The sequence below is a fragment of the Solemya pervernicosa gill symbiont genome (assembly GCF_002020875.1).
Lineage (GTDB): Bacteria > Pseudomonadota > Gammaproteobacteria.
The window spans coordinates 1-15,510 of the sequence record NZ_MPRL01000036.1 but is presented as its reverse complement, the minus strand read 5'-3'; the positions used below and the strand labels follow the sequence as shown (position 1 = coordinate 15,510).

Sequence of the window (15,510 nt, the reverse complement as noted above, 5' to 3'; positions counted from 1 at the left end):
GATATTTATAGTGTATTTCAGACTGTTTCTAAAATAATAAATATTGAAACAGTGATAATACTAATGTGAAAAATAATCATAACTAATGACATGGCGTGTCATGTGTGTGACAGATATTGAATTAAATAAAAATAGTGATCTGTTGTCATACCAAGCTGTCGCAGATTGTCATAAACTGTCCTGATAGGTCAGAGGGGTGGGTCATTGAAAATTCTGATTACGATTACCGCATTTTTTATCTCCTTCCAGTTGCAAGCAGCGGCAATTACCGCTGATGAGATAGTGCGTCGCGCAATTGAGCATTGGCGTGACCTCTCATCTTATAGCGAGTTTGAGATGACCATTCACCGTTCCGACTGGGAGCGCACCATGCGTATGCAGGTCTGGACTCAGGGTCTCGATCAGTCGTTGATGCGCGTTGTTGAACCCGCCAAGGATCGTGGTAATGCCACGTTGCTGATCGATAACCGGATGTGGAGTTTTGCGCCAAAGATCAATCGCGTGATCAAGATCCCCTCGAGCATGATGAATCAGAGCTGGATGGGCTCCGACTTCTCTAATAACGATATCGTACGTGCCGATGAGATCATTGAGCAGTATGAGCACAAGATTGTCGAATCGACCGAGATTGAGGGGCATACGGTCTACACGATCGAATCGATCCCGCACGAGGATGCTCCCGTGGTATGGGGTAAGGAACTGTTACGCATTCGTGATGACAATGTAATGCTCGAGCACACCTTTTATGACCAGGACAATGCGGTTGTAAAACGTATGGTGACCAGTGACATCCGTGAGATAGGAGGTAAGGTGATTGCAGCTGTAGAACGGATGCAGAAAGAGGCGCACCCCGACGAGTGGACCGAGGTGCGTGTGCTCGATGCCAGCTATGGCATTTCCATTCCACCCGGCACCTTCACCCTCTCTAGCCTGCGAAATCCACGTTTCTGATGCTGTTTCGTCTCGCATGGCGCAACATCTGGCGTCACACACGACGTACCTGGTTGACGATTGCTGCGATCGCCTTTGCAGCGACGCTGCTGATCTTCAGTATCACCATTCAGCTCGGCGCCTACGATGCGATGATTGAAAACACCCTGCGTCTCTACACCGGACATGTGCAGCTACAACGCGAGGGTTATCAGGACAGACCGCGACTACGCACCGATATCACCAACGCCACAGAGATCGCTACGAGGATCCGAAGCGAAACGGGTTGGGATAGTGTGGCGGTGCGAGCGATGGGGTTTGCACTGATCGCCTCTGAGCAGCGCAGCTTTGGTGCGCAGGTGGTCGGTGTGGAGTCACACCATGAGGTGATGGTCTCGACGCTACCGGGCCTGATCAAGCAGGGACGTTATATCAATGCGCACGGTTACGAGGCGGTGATCGGCGCGGCACTGGCGAGAAACCTCAAGGTACAGATAGGGGGGGAGCTGACACTACTCGGTTCGGCGCGTGATGGTTCAGTTGCTGCCACGGTGTTAGAGGTGGTCGGTATCTTCGAGAGTGGTTCACAGGAGTTTGATCGCGCCCTGCTGCAGATCCCGCTGGCAACCTTTCAGGAAGTGTTTGTTATGCCGGATGCTGCACACGCCATCGTGGTGCGAGCACCGAGTGATACAGAGACTCAGGCATATAAACAGCAACTGCAGCAGTTTGTCGGAAGCGACGAGCGGCTGGTTGCGCTCGACTGGGAATCGATAATACCGGGCCTACGGCAGATCATTCAGGCCGATATGATGGAGGGGTGGTTCATCTATGCGGTGCTGATTCTGGTGGTTACCTTCAGCATTTTAAATACCTTCCTGATGGCGGTGCTGGAACGCACCCGCGAATTTGGCATTCTGCTCTCGTTGGGTATGACACCGCTACGTCTCGGTAGCCTGGTGATGCTCGAATCACTGCTGCTGGTGGTGGTGGGACTGCTGTTGGGCCTGCTGCTGGGTGGCTCGATTGCGCTCTACTACGATCTCAACGGCTTTAGCTATCCTGGCATGGAGGAGATCGGTGCCGAATTTAATATTCCTGGTGAGATCTATCCACAAATCTCACTACTGGCGCTACTGCTCGGTCCCGCCGGTATCTTGATATTTACCCTGCTTGCCGCGCTCTACCCAGCAATGCGTATACGCAAACTGCAACCGGTGGAGGCGATGAATGCGGTATAGCCTGCTACTGATCTTACTGCTGCCAATCGCTGTTGAAGCGGATTGGTATTTGATGGCGCGCCACGGCGAATGTGCGCCGATTGAGATACTCTCCCGTAAGGTCGAACGGATGCAGGGTCTCGATACGCCTGAACGTTTCATCGCCGAGATGGAGCGCCGTGGTTACTCGGTTGTATTTGAAAGAGGGTTCAGTGGTGTGGCTGAGACCTATAGCGTCAACATAGAGGCGCTGGGTCTGGCGATCCTGTTTGTCCAGGGTGAGCGCTGCGATCAACTCATGCAGCCCAGGGGGCGTACGCCGTGACAATACTCAGGCTTGCGTGGCGCAACATCTGGCGCCAACACCGTCGTTCACTGATTCTGATCACCGCGATTACGCTCGGGGTTTTCGCGATGGTGGCGCTGGCAGCGCTGGCGCGCGGTTCGATGGAGGCACAGCTACATGCGGCGATCAATAATCTTACCGGCCATATCCAACTCCATCATGCGGCCTATCGCGACGATCCGGTTATTGAACACGGCATCGCTCCCCCCTCGGGCGAACTGCTCAAACTTCTGGATGGGCCCGAGGTTGAGCAGTGGAGTCCACGTATTGCACTACCGGCAGTAATCTCCAGTGAGCGAGAGTCGGCGGGCATCACTCTGGTGGGCATTGATCCAGGTAAGGAGCGTGAACTCTCATTTATCGGTAGCGGAGTGCGCGAGGGTCGCTATCTAGAGGGTGTGGAGGACCGTGGTCTGCTGCTTGGTCGTAAGTTGGCCGACCGACTGGAGACCCGACTCGGTAAACGAGTCGTGGTAATGAGTCAGGGGGCGGATGGTGAGCTTGCCGATCGTGGTTTCCGGGTAGTGGGCATCTTCGATGCGGAGATGCAGCAGAGCGAGACCGCCTATCTCTTTGTTGGTCTGAAGACAGCGCAGAAGATGCTGCGGATCGATAATCAGATCTCCGAGATTGCACTACGCAGTGACTCGCATGAGGGGCTGGAACCTTTGCTGTCACAGCTGCGCAGTGTATCGCCTGATCTTGAAGCGCTTGATTGGCAGGAGCTGCAGCCGATGATGAAGCTGATGGCGGGCATGATCGATGCCATTCTGGTGATCTGGTTTGTGGTGGTCTTTCTGGCGATGTCGTTTGGTTTGGTCAACACACTATTGATGGCGGTATTTGAGCGGACCCGTGAGATTGGTCTACTGCAGGCGCTCGGTATGCGTCCCGGTTTGATCCTGCTGCAGGTGCTGATCGAGTCGCTACTACTGCTTAGCATCGGTTTGCTGCTTGGTAACGGGCTGGCTGGACTCTATATCGTCTGGGTGGGCGATGGGATCGATCTCTCCGCCTTTGCCGAGGGGATGGAGATGATCGGTTATGCGCCGGTGCTCTACCCGTCGGTGCGGATCTCGGATGTAGTGACCGCCAACCTGCTGGTGGTGGTGCTTGGGATTCTTGCCAGCCTCTATCCCGCATGGCACGCGGCACGCACGGTGCCGATTGAAGCGATCAACAGGAGTTAATGGTGAATGATGTAACGGTTAGTTGTCGGAGTCTGACCAAACGATATCGGCAGGGTGATGTCGAGGTGCATGCCCTCGACGATCTCTCGTTGGAGATACCGCAACACGATTTCGCCTGTCTCTCAGGGCCCTCTGGTTCTGGCAAGAGTACGCTGCTTAATGTTATCGGTGGACTCGATACGCCGAGCAGTGGGGAGGTCTACCTCAGCGGTCAGCGGCTCGATACCATGAGCAAGGGTGAGCTGGCCGATCTGCGCCTCAACCATCTCGGTTTTGTATTCCAGGCCTACAATCTGATCCCCGTACTCAATGCGCAGGAGAACGTCGAGTTTGTCATGCAACTGCAGGGCGTGGAGGCGGCGGAGCGGGGTGAACGCGCCCGTGCCATGCTCGATGAGGTGGGGCTCTCCGGAATGGAGAAGCGCCTACCGGCGGAGCTCTCCGGTGGACAGCAGCAGCGGGTAGCAGTGGCGCGTGCCATCGTCTCCGAACCGACCCTGGTGCTGGCCGATGAGCCGACCGCCAACCTCGATTCACATACGGCAGAGAATCTGATGCAGCTGCTGCGCCATATGAATGAGGAGCACGGTATAACCTTTCTCTTCTCTACCCACGACAAACTGGTGATGAACTACTCGAAACGTCTTATCGCACTCCGCGACGGCCAGATCGAATCGGACCAGCAGAATAGCAGCCGGGCATGATCGTTCGTCTGCTCGCGGCGCTACTGATTCTGGTCTCGTTCGAGACGCCAGCCGTTGTTGGCGGCCATATCCAGCTGCTACCGACCCTGACCGATTACCAAACGGATGATATCGCTGCTGTCTATGGTGACAATCCCGCCTTCGATCAGGCGCTCGATCTGCGCCTCAAGGCAGAGGGGCGAAGCGCTGGCTGGGAAGGCGCTATTCACTATGAGCTGTTGGCGCTCGGCGGTGATGGCGTCGCAACTCGTCAGGCCCTGGCTGCTGCAGGATGGATCGCTAATAGCAGTGGTCTCCCCAACGATAAGCGGCGACTGTTTGGTCTGACCCGTCGTATCGTCGATGAGGATCGGATTGAGTCGGTGCATCGTATCGATCGACTTACACTGGGCTACTCAAGCAACCAGTGGGTCATTAGAGCGGGGCGACAGGCGGTGAGCTGGGGCAATGGTCTTGCCTTCCAGGCGCTCGACTTCATCAATCCCTTCGCGCCGTTGGCGATCAACAAAGATTATAAAAGTGGTGATGATCTGCTCTATACGCAGTACCTGTTTGAGAGTGGAAACGATCTGCAGGCGGTCGTGCTACCACGACGTGATCCAGTCACAGGTGAGGTTGAGTCCGATCAATCGACCGTTGGCGTTCGCTTTCACGCCATGGAGAGTGAGTTCGATCTGCAGCTTGCCTGGCACTATGGCGAGCCGCGCCTCGGCATCGGTCTGGCGCAACCGGTCGGTGAGGCGGTGTGGCGTTTCGATCTCGACCTGAGTCGTAACAGTGAGGGTGAGTGGCTCACCACGCTGGTGACCAACCTCGACTACTCATGGGTCTGGTTCAACCACAATACTTACGGCTATCTCGAATATTTCCATAGCGGAGTGGGTGAAAATTCACGTTCCGACTATCTCCTGCCAGACAGTGAACTCTCTGCACGTATCGCACGCGGTGAACTCTATACGCTGGCGCAGGATTACATCGCCGCCGGACTCAATGTTGAAGTGACGCCGCTGCTGCAGTTCGCACCGATTGTGCTGCTGAATCTCAACGATGAGAGCGGTGCGCTGCAGATGGGTTTCAACTACGACTGGGGAGAGAACCTGCAGCTGCTGGGCGGTGTGAGCCTGCCCTGGGGGGAGCGAGGTAGTGAGTTTGGTGGGGTTACAGTGCCGACCACCCCCTACTACCTCTCGGCGGGGCGACAGCTCTACCTGCAGCTCGGATACTTCTTCTGAGCTGCGCTTACATCAGCTCCGGTTTTGGTGGTGGTAACTGCAGATGGAAACCCTGCACCGAGAGGTTGTGGATCACCTTGTTCACATCCTCGCGTGCCAGTTTTCGCTCTGGGGTCAGCCCCAGCTCCATAACGAATTCCAGTTGGCCGAGCGTCTTGAGAAGCTCTTCGGGAATGTGGCTAAAATCATCCTTCTCCTGGGTGTAGATGTAGGCATCCGGCTTTTTCAGGCTCTTGTAGATCACGCAGAGGGTGGTCGATTCTGTGTTCATCTCTTCTACTCCTAACCGCGTATTGCGCGGCTCATGCGTGACACTGCCTCGCCCCAATCGGCCGTTTGGTTACCGCCTTCAACCATCAACTCCATCAAACCGTAGGCGAGCTGACGGTTCTCCGGGCTCATATCGGCGAGTTTATTGAGCAGAAACAGGTAGTGACCATTGGCTGTCGAGAGGCTCATCACCAGTGCATAGAGCAGTAGGGACTGCCCGTTCTGTGGCTCTTTTTCAATTAACTCAATAACTTGGCTTAACGCTGAGTCTTGCATCGAGGTCTATACTCATGTTGTCTGCGTGTCGCGATTCTAGCGCTGTGGCTGCAAAGACGCACCCCTCTGCTAGGTGGTTGATTGCTCAGAAATCGGTTAAGTTGCTGAGAACGTTGCCGATAGTTTTATGAATGGGACCGGCAGGAGCCGAGTCGGCAGACAAAAATAAAATTATAGAGAGTAGAAAAATGATTGAGATGCTCCAGTTCCTGTTCAAGCCCGCAATCGCGCTGATGAACCGTCTGCGTTATCCCTTTAAGTTTGCGTTGATCGGTGCAGTGCTGATGGCACCGATTCTAGTGCTCAGCTATCTCTATATCTCAACGCTGAACGATGAGCGGCTCTTTCTCGAACGCGAGCTGGTCGGTATCGAATATGTCAGTGCAATGCGCCCACTGCTTGAACATATCCCACGACATCGCGGCATGACTAACGGCTTTCTCAACGGTAATGAGGCGTTTCGCCCAAAGATCCTTGAAGCACGACAGTTGATCGATGGCGCCTTTGCCAACCTTGCCGCTGTGGACAGAAAACTGGGCGGTGAGTTGGGCGTTGAGAAGTACCCTGAGTATTCGCCCGAGAAGTTGATCAGTCGTTGGAACGATCTGAAACAGCGCAGTTTTGAAGGCCAGGCGAAACCGATCTTTCAGGAGCATACCGAGCTGATTGGCGGCCTGATTCGGCATATGGAACACATCTCCGATCTGAGTAATATGACGGTCGATCCGAAGCTCGACAGCTACTACTCGATCAACCTGATAGTTAACGCGATACCGAAGCTGACCGAGATCATGGGGCAGGGGCGCGGATTCGGTTCAGGCGTGGCGGCTAAGGGCACCTTTACCCCAGACTCATGGGCGCGTCTTTCGACCCTGAATGGCAAGATCATCGATACGACCAAGGCAATGTCTGCGGCGGTCGATGCCGTGTTTAAAAACAATCGGACTATTGAACAGCAGCTGGGTGTCCAGGGACGCGCTGCGGTTGCCGATGCCGAGAGCTTTATTGCGGTGCTGAGAGACAAGATGCTCGACAGCGACAAGATCGAGATCGACTCGTCGGGTGTCTTCAAGGCCGGTAGCAGCGCGATCGGTACCAGCTTCAAGCTCTATGATGCACTGCTTCCGGAATTGGTTGCACTGATTGAGTCACGTGTTGCCGATAATGAGATGGAAATCATTATCGACCTGGCAGTGCTGGTACTGGTGCTGGTTATCTCCAATTTCCTCTTTGCCGGGGTCTACTACTCTACGCTCAATACTATCCATACCCTCGAGAAGATGACCGGACAGCTTGCCGATGGTGACCTGACTGCACGAGCTCACCTGCAGACCCGTGATGAGACACGTGTTATTGGCGATGGTTTTGATCGCATGGCAGAGAGTTTTAGTGAGCTGGTCGGTCAGGTAAAGAGCGCCACCGATCAGGTCTCAACGGCGGCCGAGACGATGACCGGTGTTACCGACGAGACCCACAACGGTGTCATCCAGCAGCAGCAGGAGACCGAGCAGGTTGCTGCTGCAATGAATGAGATGAACGCCACCGTTCAGGAGGTGGCGCGCAACGCCGAGGCAGCGGCCGATGCCGCCAGCAAGGCCAATCAAGAGGCGTCGAACGGCAAGCAGGTGGTGAGCAAGACCATCGACTCGATTAACGATCTTGCCGCCGAGGTGGAGAACGTTGCTGGTGTGATTCACGGACTGAAACAGGACAGTGAGAACATTGGTACGGTGCTCGATGTGATCAAGGGCATAGCCGAGCAGACCAACCTGCTGGCACTCAATGCGGCGATCGAGGCGGCGCGTGCCGGTGAACAGGGACGTGGGTTTGCGGTGGTTGCCGATGAGGTGCGCACCCTGGCGAGCCGTACCCAGACCTCGGCGGGTGAGATCGAGGCGATGATCCTTAAGCTGCAGGATGCGGCCCGCAATGCGGTGGTGACGATGGAGCAGGGGCAGGCGCGAACCCAGGAGAGTGTGACCCAGGCTGCTGAGGCGGGTACCTCGCTCGAATCGATCACTCAGTCGGTGGCGATTATCAACGACATGAACACCCAGATCGCCAGCGCCTCCGAGCAGCAGAGTGCAGTCGCTGACGAGATCAACCGCAATGTGGTCAGCATCAGCGAAATCTCTGAGAAGACCGCTGCGGGTGCCCAGCAGACCAACTCCAACAGCTCGGAGCTGTCGCGACTGGCTGCCGAGCTGCAACAGGTGATCTCCAAGTTTCAGGTCTGACTAAGCGCAGACCATTCCGTTCTGGAACACCGCTCCTGCCAATCGTGGTAGGAGTGCTATTCAAAACTGCAAACCCTCGGAATTCACACCATTTCATCCGGGCTGCATCTAATATTTTTTCCCGTCTGGGAAATAGATTTCCCCCTTCGCAGGTCTACTATGATGAGGATCAGGTTTTCTGATCATTCTGTCTGCCTGTTAACGACGTAGAGAAGGAATTGAGATGCTGATAAAACGACCCGCCAGGATCAAACCCTCGGAGATCACCGATGAGGCGCTCTATCGGGATCGGCGTCGATTCCTCGAGCTCTCCTCAAAGAGTCTGCTCGCACTGGGGGCGGCAGCGGTGGTCGGTTGTGATAGCAATGAGGCGGTGGCCGTCAGTCAGGCTCCACCCGCGAGTGCCGGCGCATTACGATCGTTGGGTGCGCTGAAAAGCAGCGCCTTCTCAACCAGCGAACCTTCAAACAGCTTTGATGACATCTCCTCCTACAACAACTTCTACGAGTTCGGTACCAGAAAAACCGATCCTGCAAACAACTCAGGGAGTCTGCGCACCGATCCCTGGTCGATAGAGATTGAGGGTGCCGTGGAGAAGCCGGGGCGCATTGCGCTGGAGGATCTGATGAAACCTCATGCCCTGGAGGAGCGTATCTATCGCCTGCGTTGTGTCGAGGCGTGGTCGATGGTGGTGCCGTGGGTCGGTATCCCGTTGGGCGATGTGCTCAAACGCTTCAAGCCGACCTCTAATGCCAAGTACGTCGAGTTCACCACCCTGTACGATCCAGAGCAGATGCCGGGGCAGGATATCCCGGTGCTTGACTGGCCCTATGTGGAGGGGCTGCGTATCGATGAGGCGGTCCATCCGCTGACCATCCTCGGTGTCGGGCTCTACGGCAAGGTGCTGCCGAATCAGTGTGGTGCACCGATTCGTCTGGTGGTGCCGTGGAAGTACGGTTTCAAAAGCATCAAGTCGATCGTCAAGATTCGTCTGCTTGAGAGAGAGCCAAAAACCAGCTGGAATGTGGCTGGTCCGCGCGAATACGGCTTCTACGCAAACGTGAATCCGGATGTGGATCATCCACGCTGGAGTCAGAATCGTGAGCGACGCATCGGTAGTCTACTCAAACAGAAGACCCTGCCCTTCAATGGTTACGCCGATGATGTCGCCTCGCTCTATCGAGGTATGGATCTGCGTAAGTTCTTTTAGCGGGTGAATGATGTTGATGTCTGAAACTCTATTCACCGCAAACAACAGGTTCAGCGTTAAGATCGGTGTGATGAAAAGTGTCGTGATCAAACCGCTGCTGTTTCTTCTCTGTCTGCTGCCGCTGGCGATGATTGCCTGGAGTGGTTGGCAGGGAGGATTGGGTGCCAACCCGATTGAGGCGCTGAGTCACCGCACGGGTGACTGGGCGTTACGTTTTTTACTGATTACCCTCGCAGTGACTCCGCTTGTAAAACTCTTCGGCTGGTCGTGGTTGATGCGGCTGCGGCGTATTTTGGGTCTGTTCTGTTTCTTCTACGCGACCCTGCACATGGCTAACTACGTGGTACTCGATCAGTTCTTCGCCTGGTCAGAAATCATTGCCGATGTCATTAAACGCCCCTACATCACCGTTGGTCTGGCTACCTACCTGTTACTGTTGCCACTTGCGGTTACCTCCACCAATGCGATGATGCGTCGCCTTGGCAAACGCTGGAAGCAGCTGCACAGTCTCATCTACCCAGCGTCGATGCTGGCCGTGATCCACTTTCTCTGGTTGGTAAAGGCCGATCTTCGTGAGCCGATGATCTATGGGATGATTCTGCTGCTACTGCTGGGTTACCGTCTGATTTTCCGGCAACAAAAAAAGTTGTAACGAAGGATAATCTTTCAGCCTGATCGGCTAAGATATGTTTATTAAATCCACAGTCTTAGGGAGAGCAGTATGTGGCGTGGTCTGAGTAATAGTGGAATGAAAAAATCCTTGATCGCACTTCTGGTGAGCGGTCTGTTGGCAGCTCCACTGACGGTCAATGCTGAAGATAACCGTTACGGCCGTTACGCCTCGCAGAGTGAGGGGCTCAATCAGCTACTTGATGAGCTCAACTCACTGATCGAAGAGGGTGCACGCCAGCGTGCCGCAGATCGCCGTTTTCTGCGTGATCTACAAGAGTTGGCAGATCGCTATCACAGGCCATGGCGAGAGGAGCTGCTCTACGACGATTTCCGTGACTGGGGCTCGGAGCGCGGCTCAGGCTGGCAGGTGGTTTCGGGGGGGTTTGACGCCGAGTATGGCTCCGGGTTGCGTAGTCACTTCACATCGCCGAAGAAAAAGAAGAAGCGCAGTACTGAGGATGAGCTGGCATCGGCGATCGTCGGTGCGCTGTTCGACTCTGGAAAGAAAAAGAAGAAAAAGGCCGAGCAAACGACGGTAGATCGGGCTGAAATCTATATCCCCGTGCAAATTAGCAACGCTTTCATGCTGGAGATGAGTCTCAGCGTGGATGAGGGTCTGCGCCCGTTCCAGGTGCTGCTCTACCGTGATGAGGCGCGTAACAGTGGGTACCGTCTTATCTATTCACCATCAGACCCGCAGCGCCTCGAACTGCACTACCTGAGTGGTGATGGTCGATCGGTGATTGAGCGTGTTGAGCTTGAGTCACGGCTAGATGATGGCAACGCTCACAGAATTGTTTGGCGCAGGAGTGCTGAGAGCGAGATGGAGTTGCTGCTCGATAGTGTGACGGTGATCACAGTTAGTGATAGAAGTTACAAGGGTGATTTTGCAGGCGTTGCACTGATTAATCGTGGTGGAGACTACACGGTCGGGGAGATCGCACTCTACGGCGCTGAATAGGCCGGTTTTTTCGTTATGTGGAATCGGTCGGACCGATTTGATACTTTCAATCAGCAGAAATAATAATTAAACAGGCGGACATTGAGCTGCCGGCAAATGGTTGGAGTGATATGCACTACGCAATTGTTATTAATCTCGATTACGAGAACTACCCCTATCAGCAGTGCTCAGAACTCTGGGGTGAGATCAAGCAACGTATGATGAATGTCGGGTTTCGTAACGATGGGCGTCTGTTCAAAACGACCCTTGGAGCGGATCAGGCGTGTGAAGTTGCACGCGAAGTGATTGAGTCGATCGAAGCCGACTATCCGATCTATCAGGATTCGCTGCTCAACGACTACATAAAGGAGTTCTACGGTTACGACCACGGCTCCTCGACTAATCTGCTACTGCCGCCTGTCGCCGGCATAATGATCAACGAGTAGCTACTCAATATATAACCGGAAGCAAGGAGCGCATTGTGAGTCGCAAACTCGGTCTGGCCGTCTGTCTGCTGGGAAGTGCAGCCGCACTACTCTATCCACCCTATACAATTATCGACGGTGTGCGTTGGGGCTTCGCCTTCGAAGAGCTGGTCTCCGCTTTTGGTAAAACCATCTACGTCTTCGATCAGCTCGATCAGCAGACGTTGTTGATTGAGCTGGGCATCATCAACGCTATCGGTCTGGCGATTTTTATCTTCTCTGGACGTCGCTAGGGCGCCTGTTTCGGCTTTCAAAGTCAGACTCAAATAGCTTTGAGCCCAGCGCTTCTGCGCCCGATTGTCAATCTACCCATCCCCCGCTGCATTCCATAGAATGCCGCCTCTCGATACCTTGAAGCAGACCCATACAGATGAATATTGCCCAGAACATCGCCGAAGAGCTTGCCGTTAAACAGTCACAGGTCGATGCCGCCATCGCCCTGCTCGACGAGGGATCGACTGTTCCCTTTATTGCTCGTTATCGCAAGGAGGCGACCGGAGGGCTCGATGACATCCAGCTGCGTCGGCTCGAAGAGCGGCTGGTCTATCTACGTGAACTCGAGGATCGGCGTGCGGTGGTGCTGAAGAGTATTGATGAGCAGGAGAAGCTCACCCCCGAGCTGAAAGAGGCGATTCTCGCCGCCGAGACCAAGACCCGTCTTGAAGATCTCTACCTACCCTACAAGCCAAAACGCCGTACCAAGGCACAGATCGCCCGAGAGGCGGGTCTTGAGCCGCTGGCCGACGCGCTGATGGCAGATGCCAGCCTCGATCCACAGGTTGTGGCCGCTGAGTATGTCGATGAGGAGAAGGGGATCGCCGACGTGGCGGCGGCTCTCGATGGTGCGCGCCAGATCGTGATGGAGCGCATTGCTGAGAACGCTGATCTGATCGGAGAGCTGCGTGACTACGTCTGGGCGCAGGGCAAGCTCGAGTCGCGTGTTGCCGATGGGCAGGAGGAGGCGGGCGCCAAGTTTGCCGACTATTTCGAGTATGAGGAGCAGCTACAGAAGATCCCCTCACACCGTGCACTGGCGCTGTTCCGTGGTCGTAACGAGTCGGTACTGCGTCTGCAGCTGAAGATCGAGGGTCAGGATGACCTCGAGCCGGGCCGCAGCTTCGGCATCTGCGACGGCATGATTGCACGTAAATACGACATTACCGATGAGGGGCGGGCGGGTGATGGCTGGCTCACCGAGACGGTGCGCTGGGCGTGGCGGGTGAAGGTTTCGCTGCACATCGAGCTGGAGCTGATGATGCAGCTCAAAGAGCAGGCCGAGGAGGAGGCGATCCGCGTCTTCGGTGAAAATCTGCGTGATCTACTGCTTGCGGCGCCTGCCGGGCCGCGCGCCACCATCGGCCTCGATCCGGGGTTGCGTACCGGCGTCAAGGTGGTCGTGGTCGATGCCACCGGCAAGCTGGTCGATAGCGCCACCATCTATCCACATGTACCCAAAAACCAGTGGGATCAATCGATCGATATCCTCGCCAAACTCGCCGCCAAGCACAAAGCCGAGCTGGTCAGCATCGGCAACGGCACCGCATCACGTGAGACCGACAAGCTGGCGGCTGATCTGATGAAGCGCCACCCCGAGTTGAGACTGAGCAAGATTATGGTCAGCGAGGCGGGTGCCTCGGTCTACTCCGCCTCTGAGTTCGCATCGCGTGAGTTCCCCGATCTCGATGTCTCGCTGCGCGGTGCGGTCTCTATCGCCCGTCGCCTGCAGGATCCACTCGCCGAGCTGGTGAAGGTTGAGCCGAAGGCGATCGGTGTTGGTCAGTATCAGCACGATGTGAGCCAGAGCCGTCTGGCACGCATGCTCGATTCAGTGGTGGAGGATTGTGTAAACGCCGTCGGCGTCGATGTGAATACCGCCTCGGCACCGCTACTGGCGCAGGTGGCTGGACTCGGTCAGAGCCTCGCCGCCAATATCGTCAGCTACCGTGACGAGCACGGTGCCTTTACCGATCGTAAGGCGCTGCTCAAGGTCTCACGCCTTGGTGCTAAGGCATTCGAACAGTCAGCCGGTTTTCTCAAGGTGATGAATGGTGAGAATCCACTCGACGCCTCTGCCGTACACCCCGAGGCCTACCCGCTGGTCGAACGCATTATCACCTCGACCGGCAAGGGCGTAGGTGAGCTGATCGGTGATAGCCGCTTCCTGCGCTCACTGGCCGCCAATGACTTCACCGATGAGAAGTTCGGTGAGCCGACAGTACGCGACATCATTAGCGAACTGGAGAAGCCGGGCCGTGACCCACGCCCCGAGTTCAAGACCGCCGCTTTCCGTGACGGGGTCGAGAAGCTGAGCGACCTGGAACCGGGCATGATCCTCGAGGGTGTCGTCACCAACGTCACCAACTTTGGTGCCTTTGTCGACATCGGTGTTCATCAGGATGGTCTGGTCCACATCTCGGTGCTCTCCGACAAGTTCGTTAAGGATCCGCGCGAGGTGGTCAAGGCGGGCGATGTGGTCAAGGTGAAGGTGGTCGAGGTCGACCTGAAGCGCAAACGTATTGCGCTCTCACGCCGTTTCGATAGCGATGTGAAAAAAGGCAAAGGTAAACCCGAGTCTCGCGGTGGTGAGCAGCGTCAATCCCGCCCCAATCAGCCACGTGGAAACCGTCCGCACAAACAGCCGAAGAGTCGCGAGTCCGCCCCGATGGGTGCCATGGCTGCCGCCTTTGCTAACCTTAAGAAATGATCCACGCCGTAGCCCGGATGGAGCAGAGTGAAATCCGGGAGTTCAAGCACCCCGGATTACGCTGCGCTCCATCCGGGCTGCATCGCTTGTTGGATCTTAGTCGGCCACTCTTCGCAGATTGATTAGCGTCAACTGCTGGCCCTCACGGTTACGCAGTTCGGTGCCGTACTGCTTAAAGCCAAGTTTCTGATAGAGACGGTGAGCGGCGCGGTTCGACTCAAAAACCGCAATACGCGCCTCAGGTAGTGCCAGCTCACCGTAGATAGCCTTCAACATCTCGGCGATCAGTAACCGTCCAAGACCCTTGTTGCGATAGAGCGCAGCAACCACCAGGTTGCCGATAAAGGCGTGGCTACCCGGTTCGATGCCGTAGAGGTCAGCGAAGCCGATCACCCTGTCGTTATGCTCCATCACCGTCAGGGTGCGGCGTTGATCGACGAGCCGCGCCACCTGTCTCACTGTCCAGGGGAATTTCGCACCGGGTTGCACCATGTAGAGCTCATCAGGACTCCCTACCAGCTCGCAGACGGCAGCGAAATCATCTGGGGTGACGGGACGGAAACTGGGTTGAATGGGTGGGTGCATGGTGACGATTATCGCAGTATCACTGCGAAGGTTCGATCTGCCGAACCATCAAGTAGTGAGGCCCAATATCGGTAATCTCAATCGGCTCACCCATGGTTATAAAGCCGTTGTGCTGGTAGAAATCGAGTGCCGCAATGCGGGCGTTGCACCAGACCAGGTCTGCCCCCTGCGCTTGGGCATATGTCACTGCCGTTTCAAGCAGTGAGCGACCGATACCGCGTTGCCTCAGCTCGGGTAGAGTCGTCAGGGCGCGGAGCTGCCATCCCTGCTGCCCTGAAAAATTGGGGCAGGGAACGTGATAGATCGAGACAATGCCCGCCTCCTGTTCACCATAACGAGCGCCAAAGTGGCGTGTCTGCGCTTCCTCATCGCCTGGATAGCGGCACTGCTCAATGCCCTGGTGAGGGCGCACGCTGACCGCCATGGATAGCGAAGCGAAGGCGGTTAGTCCGCGATAGTCGACGCCGTCTGCATATTCGTAGTTGAGAGCGTGAGCGAACGACGAAGAA

General features: G+C 55.7%; 17 protein-coding genes. 13 read left to right on the top strand and 4 right to left on the bottom strand.

Annotated elements, in window-relative coordinates; all coding sequences use genetic code 11:
* The first annotated feature begins 204 nt into the window (after positions 1-204).
* The 6 genes from BOW52_RS09440 to BOW52_RS09415 are packed head-to-tail and all read left to right on the top strand — an operon-like array spanning position 205 to position 5,622.
* Positions 205-951 carry an outer membrane lipoprotein-sorting protein gene (locus tag BOW52_RS09440; protein ID WP_078483833.1) on the top strand — a complete coding sequence of 249 codons (747 nt, stop codon included), beginning with the start codon at positions 205-207 and terminating at the stop codon, positions 949-951.
* Positions 951-2,171, top strand: a complete 1,221-nt coding sequence (locus tag BOW52_RS09435; RefSeq protein ID WP_078483832.1) for an ABC transporter permease — start codon at positions 951-953, stop codon at positions 2,169-2,171. The genes BOW52_RS09440 and BOW52_RS09435 overlap by 1 nt, the downstream gene beginning before the upstream one ends.
* Entirely contained in the window at positions 2,161-2,475 is a 315-nt protein-coding gene (locus BOW52_RS09430) for a hypothetical protein (RefSeq protein ID WP_078483831.1), read from the top strand. Before BOW52_RS09435 ends, BOW52_RS09430 begins: the two co-directional genes overlap by 11 nt.
* On the top strand, positions 2,472-3,686 hold the full coding sequence (locus BOW52_RS09425) for an ABC transporter permease (protein WP_236725689.1): 1,215 nt from the start codon (positions 2,472-2,474) through the stop codon (positions 3,684-3,686). Before BOW52_RS09430 ends, BOW52_RS09425 begins: the two co-directional genes overlap by 4 nt.
* The gene (locus BOW52_RS09420) at positions 3,686-4,390 is read left to right on the top strand and encodes an ABC transporter ATP-binding protein (protein ID WP_078483830.1); all 705 of its coding nucleotides are present in this window, start codon (positions 3,686-3,688) and stop codon (positions 4,388-4,390) included. Before BOW52_RS09425 ends, BOW52_RS09420 begins: the two co-directional genes overlap by 1 nt.
* A complete protein-coding gene (locus BOW52_RS09415) occupies positions 4,387-5,622 on the top strand; it encodes a hypothetical protein (protein WP_078483829.1) in 1,236 nt (411 codons plus the stop codon). The genes BOW52_RS09420 and BOW52_RS09415 overlap by 4 nt, the downstream gene beginning before the upstream one ends.
* Before the next feature lie 7 nt (positions 5,623-5,629).
* Here BOW52_RS09415 and BOW52_RS09410 read toward each other — a convergent pair whose 3' ends face one another.
* Entirely contained in the window at positions 5,630-5,893 is a 264-nt protein-coding gene (locus tag BOW52_RS09410; RefSeq protein WP_078483828.1) for a YcgL domain-containing protein, read from the bottom strand.
* A gap of 11 nt (positions 5,894-5,904) precedes the next feature.
* Positions 5,905-6,168 carry a hypothetical protein gene (locus BOW52_RS09405; protein ID WP_078483827.1) on the bottom strand — a complete coding sequence of 88 codons (264 nt, stop codon included), beginning with the start codon at positions 6,166-6,168 and terminating at the stop codon, positions 5,905-5,907.
* A gap of 188 nt (positions 6,169-6,356) precedes the next feature.
* Here BOW52_RS09405 and BOW52_RS09400 point away from each other — a divergent pair, with 188 nt between their 5' ends.
* The 7 genes from BOW52_RS09400 to BOW52_RS09370 all read left to right on the top strand — a co-directional run bounded on the left by BOW52_RS09400 (position 6,357) and on the right by BOW52_RS09370 (position 14,416).
* Positions 6,357-8,405 (top strand): methyl-accepting chemotaxis protein, encoded by a 2,049-nt coding sequence (locus BOW52_RS09400; protein WP_172840282.1) that lies wholly within the window; start codon positions 6,357-6,359, stop codon positions 8,403-8,405.
* Positions 8,406-8,628: 223 nt separating this feature from the next.
* Positions 8,629-9,615, top strand: a complete 987-nt coding sequence (gene msrP / locus BOW52_RS09395; protein ID WP_078483825.1) for a protein-methionine-sulfoxide reductase catalytic subunit MsrP — start codon at positions 8,629-8,631, stop codon at positions 9,613-9,615.
* A gap of 16 nt (positions 9,616-9,631) precedes the next feature.
* Positions 9,632-10,267 (top strand): protein-methionine-sulfoxide reductase heme-binding subunit MsrQ, encoded by a 636-nt coding sequence (locus BOW52_RS09390; protein WP_236725688.1) that lies wholly within the window; start codon positions 9,632-9,634, stop codon positions 10,265-10,267.
* Between the two features lie 69 nt (positions 10,268-10,336).
* Positions 10,337-11,248 (top strand): LamG domain-containing protein, encoded by a 912-nt coding sequence (locus BOW52_RS09385; protein ID WP_078483824.1) that lies wholly within the window; start codon positions 10,337-10,339, stop codon positions 11,246-11,248.
* 110 nt (positions 11,249-11,358) lie between these two features.
* Positions 11,359-11,673, top strand: a complete 315-nt coding sequence (locus BOW52_RS09380; RefSeq protein WP_078483823.1) for a hypothetical protein — start codon at positions 11,359-11,361, stop codon at positions 11,671-11,673.
* Between the two features lie 35 nt (positions 11,674-11,708).
* Positions 11,709-11,945 (top strand): hypothetical protein, encoded by a 237-nt coding sequence (locus BOW52_RS09375; protein WP_078483822.1) that lies wholly within the window; start codon positions 11,709-11,711, stop codon positions 11,943-11,945.
* Between the two features lie 137 nt (positions 11,946-12,082).
* Positions 12,083-14,416: a Tex family protein gene (locus tag BOW52_RS09370; protein WP_078483821.1), complete on the top strand. Its 2,334-nt coding sequence runs from the start codon at positions 12,083-12,085 to the stop codon at positions 14,414-14,416.
* A 96-nt stretch (positions 14,417-14,512) separates the two neighbouring features.
* On the opposite strand, the gene BOW52_RS09365 is transcribed toward BOW52_RS09370, so the two are convergent.
* Together BOW52_RS09365 and BOW52_RS09360 are read right to left on the bottom strand one after the other, a co-directional pair.
* Entirely contained in the window at positions 14,513-15,001 is a 489-nt protein-coding gene (locus BOW52_RS09365; protein ID WP_078483820.1) for a GNAT family N-acetyltransferase, read from the bottom strand.
* Positions 15,002-15,020: 19 nt separating this feature from the next.
* Positions 15,021-15,510, bottom strand: a 490-nt coding sequence (locus BOW52_RS09360; RefSeq protein WP_078483819.1) for a GNAT family N-acetyltransferase, incomplete at its 5' end; no start/stop codon positions are given.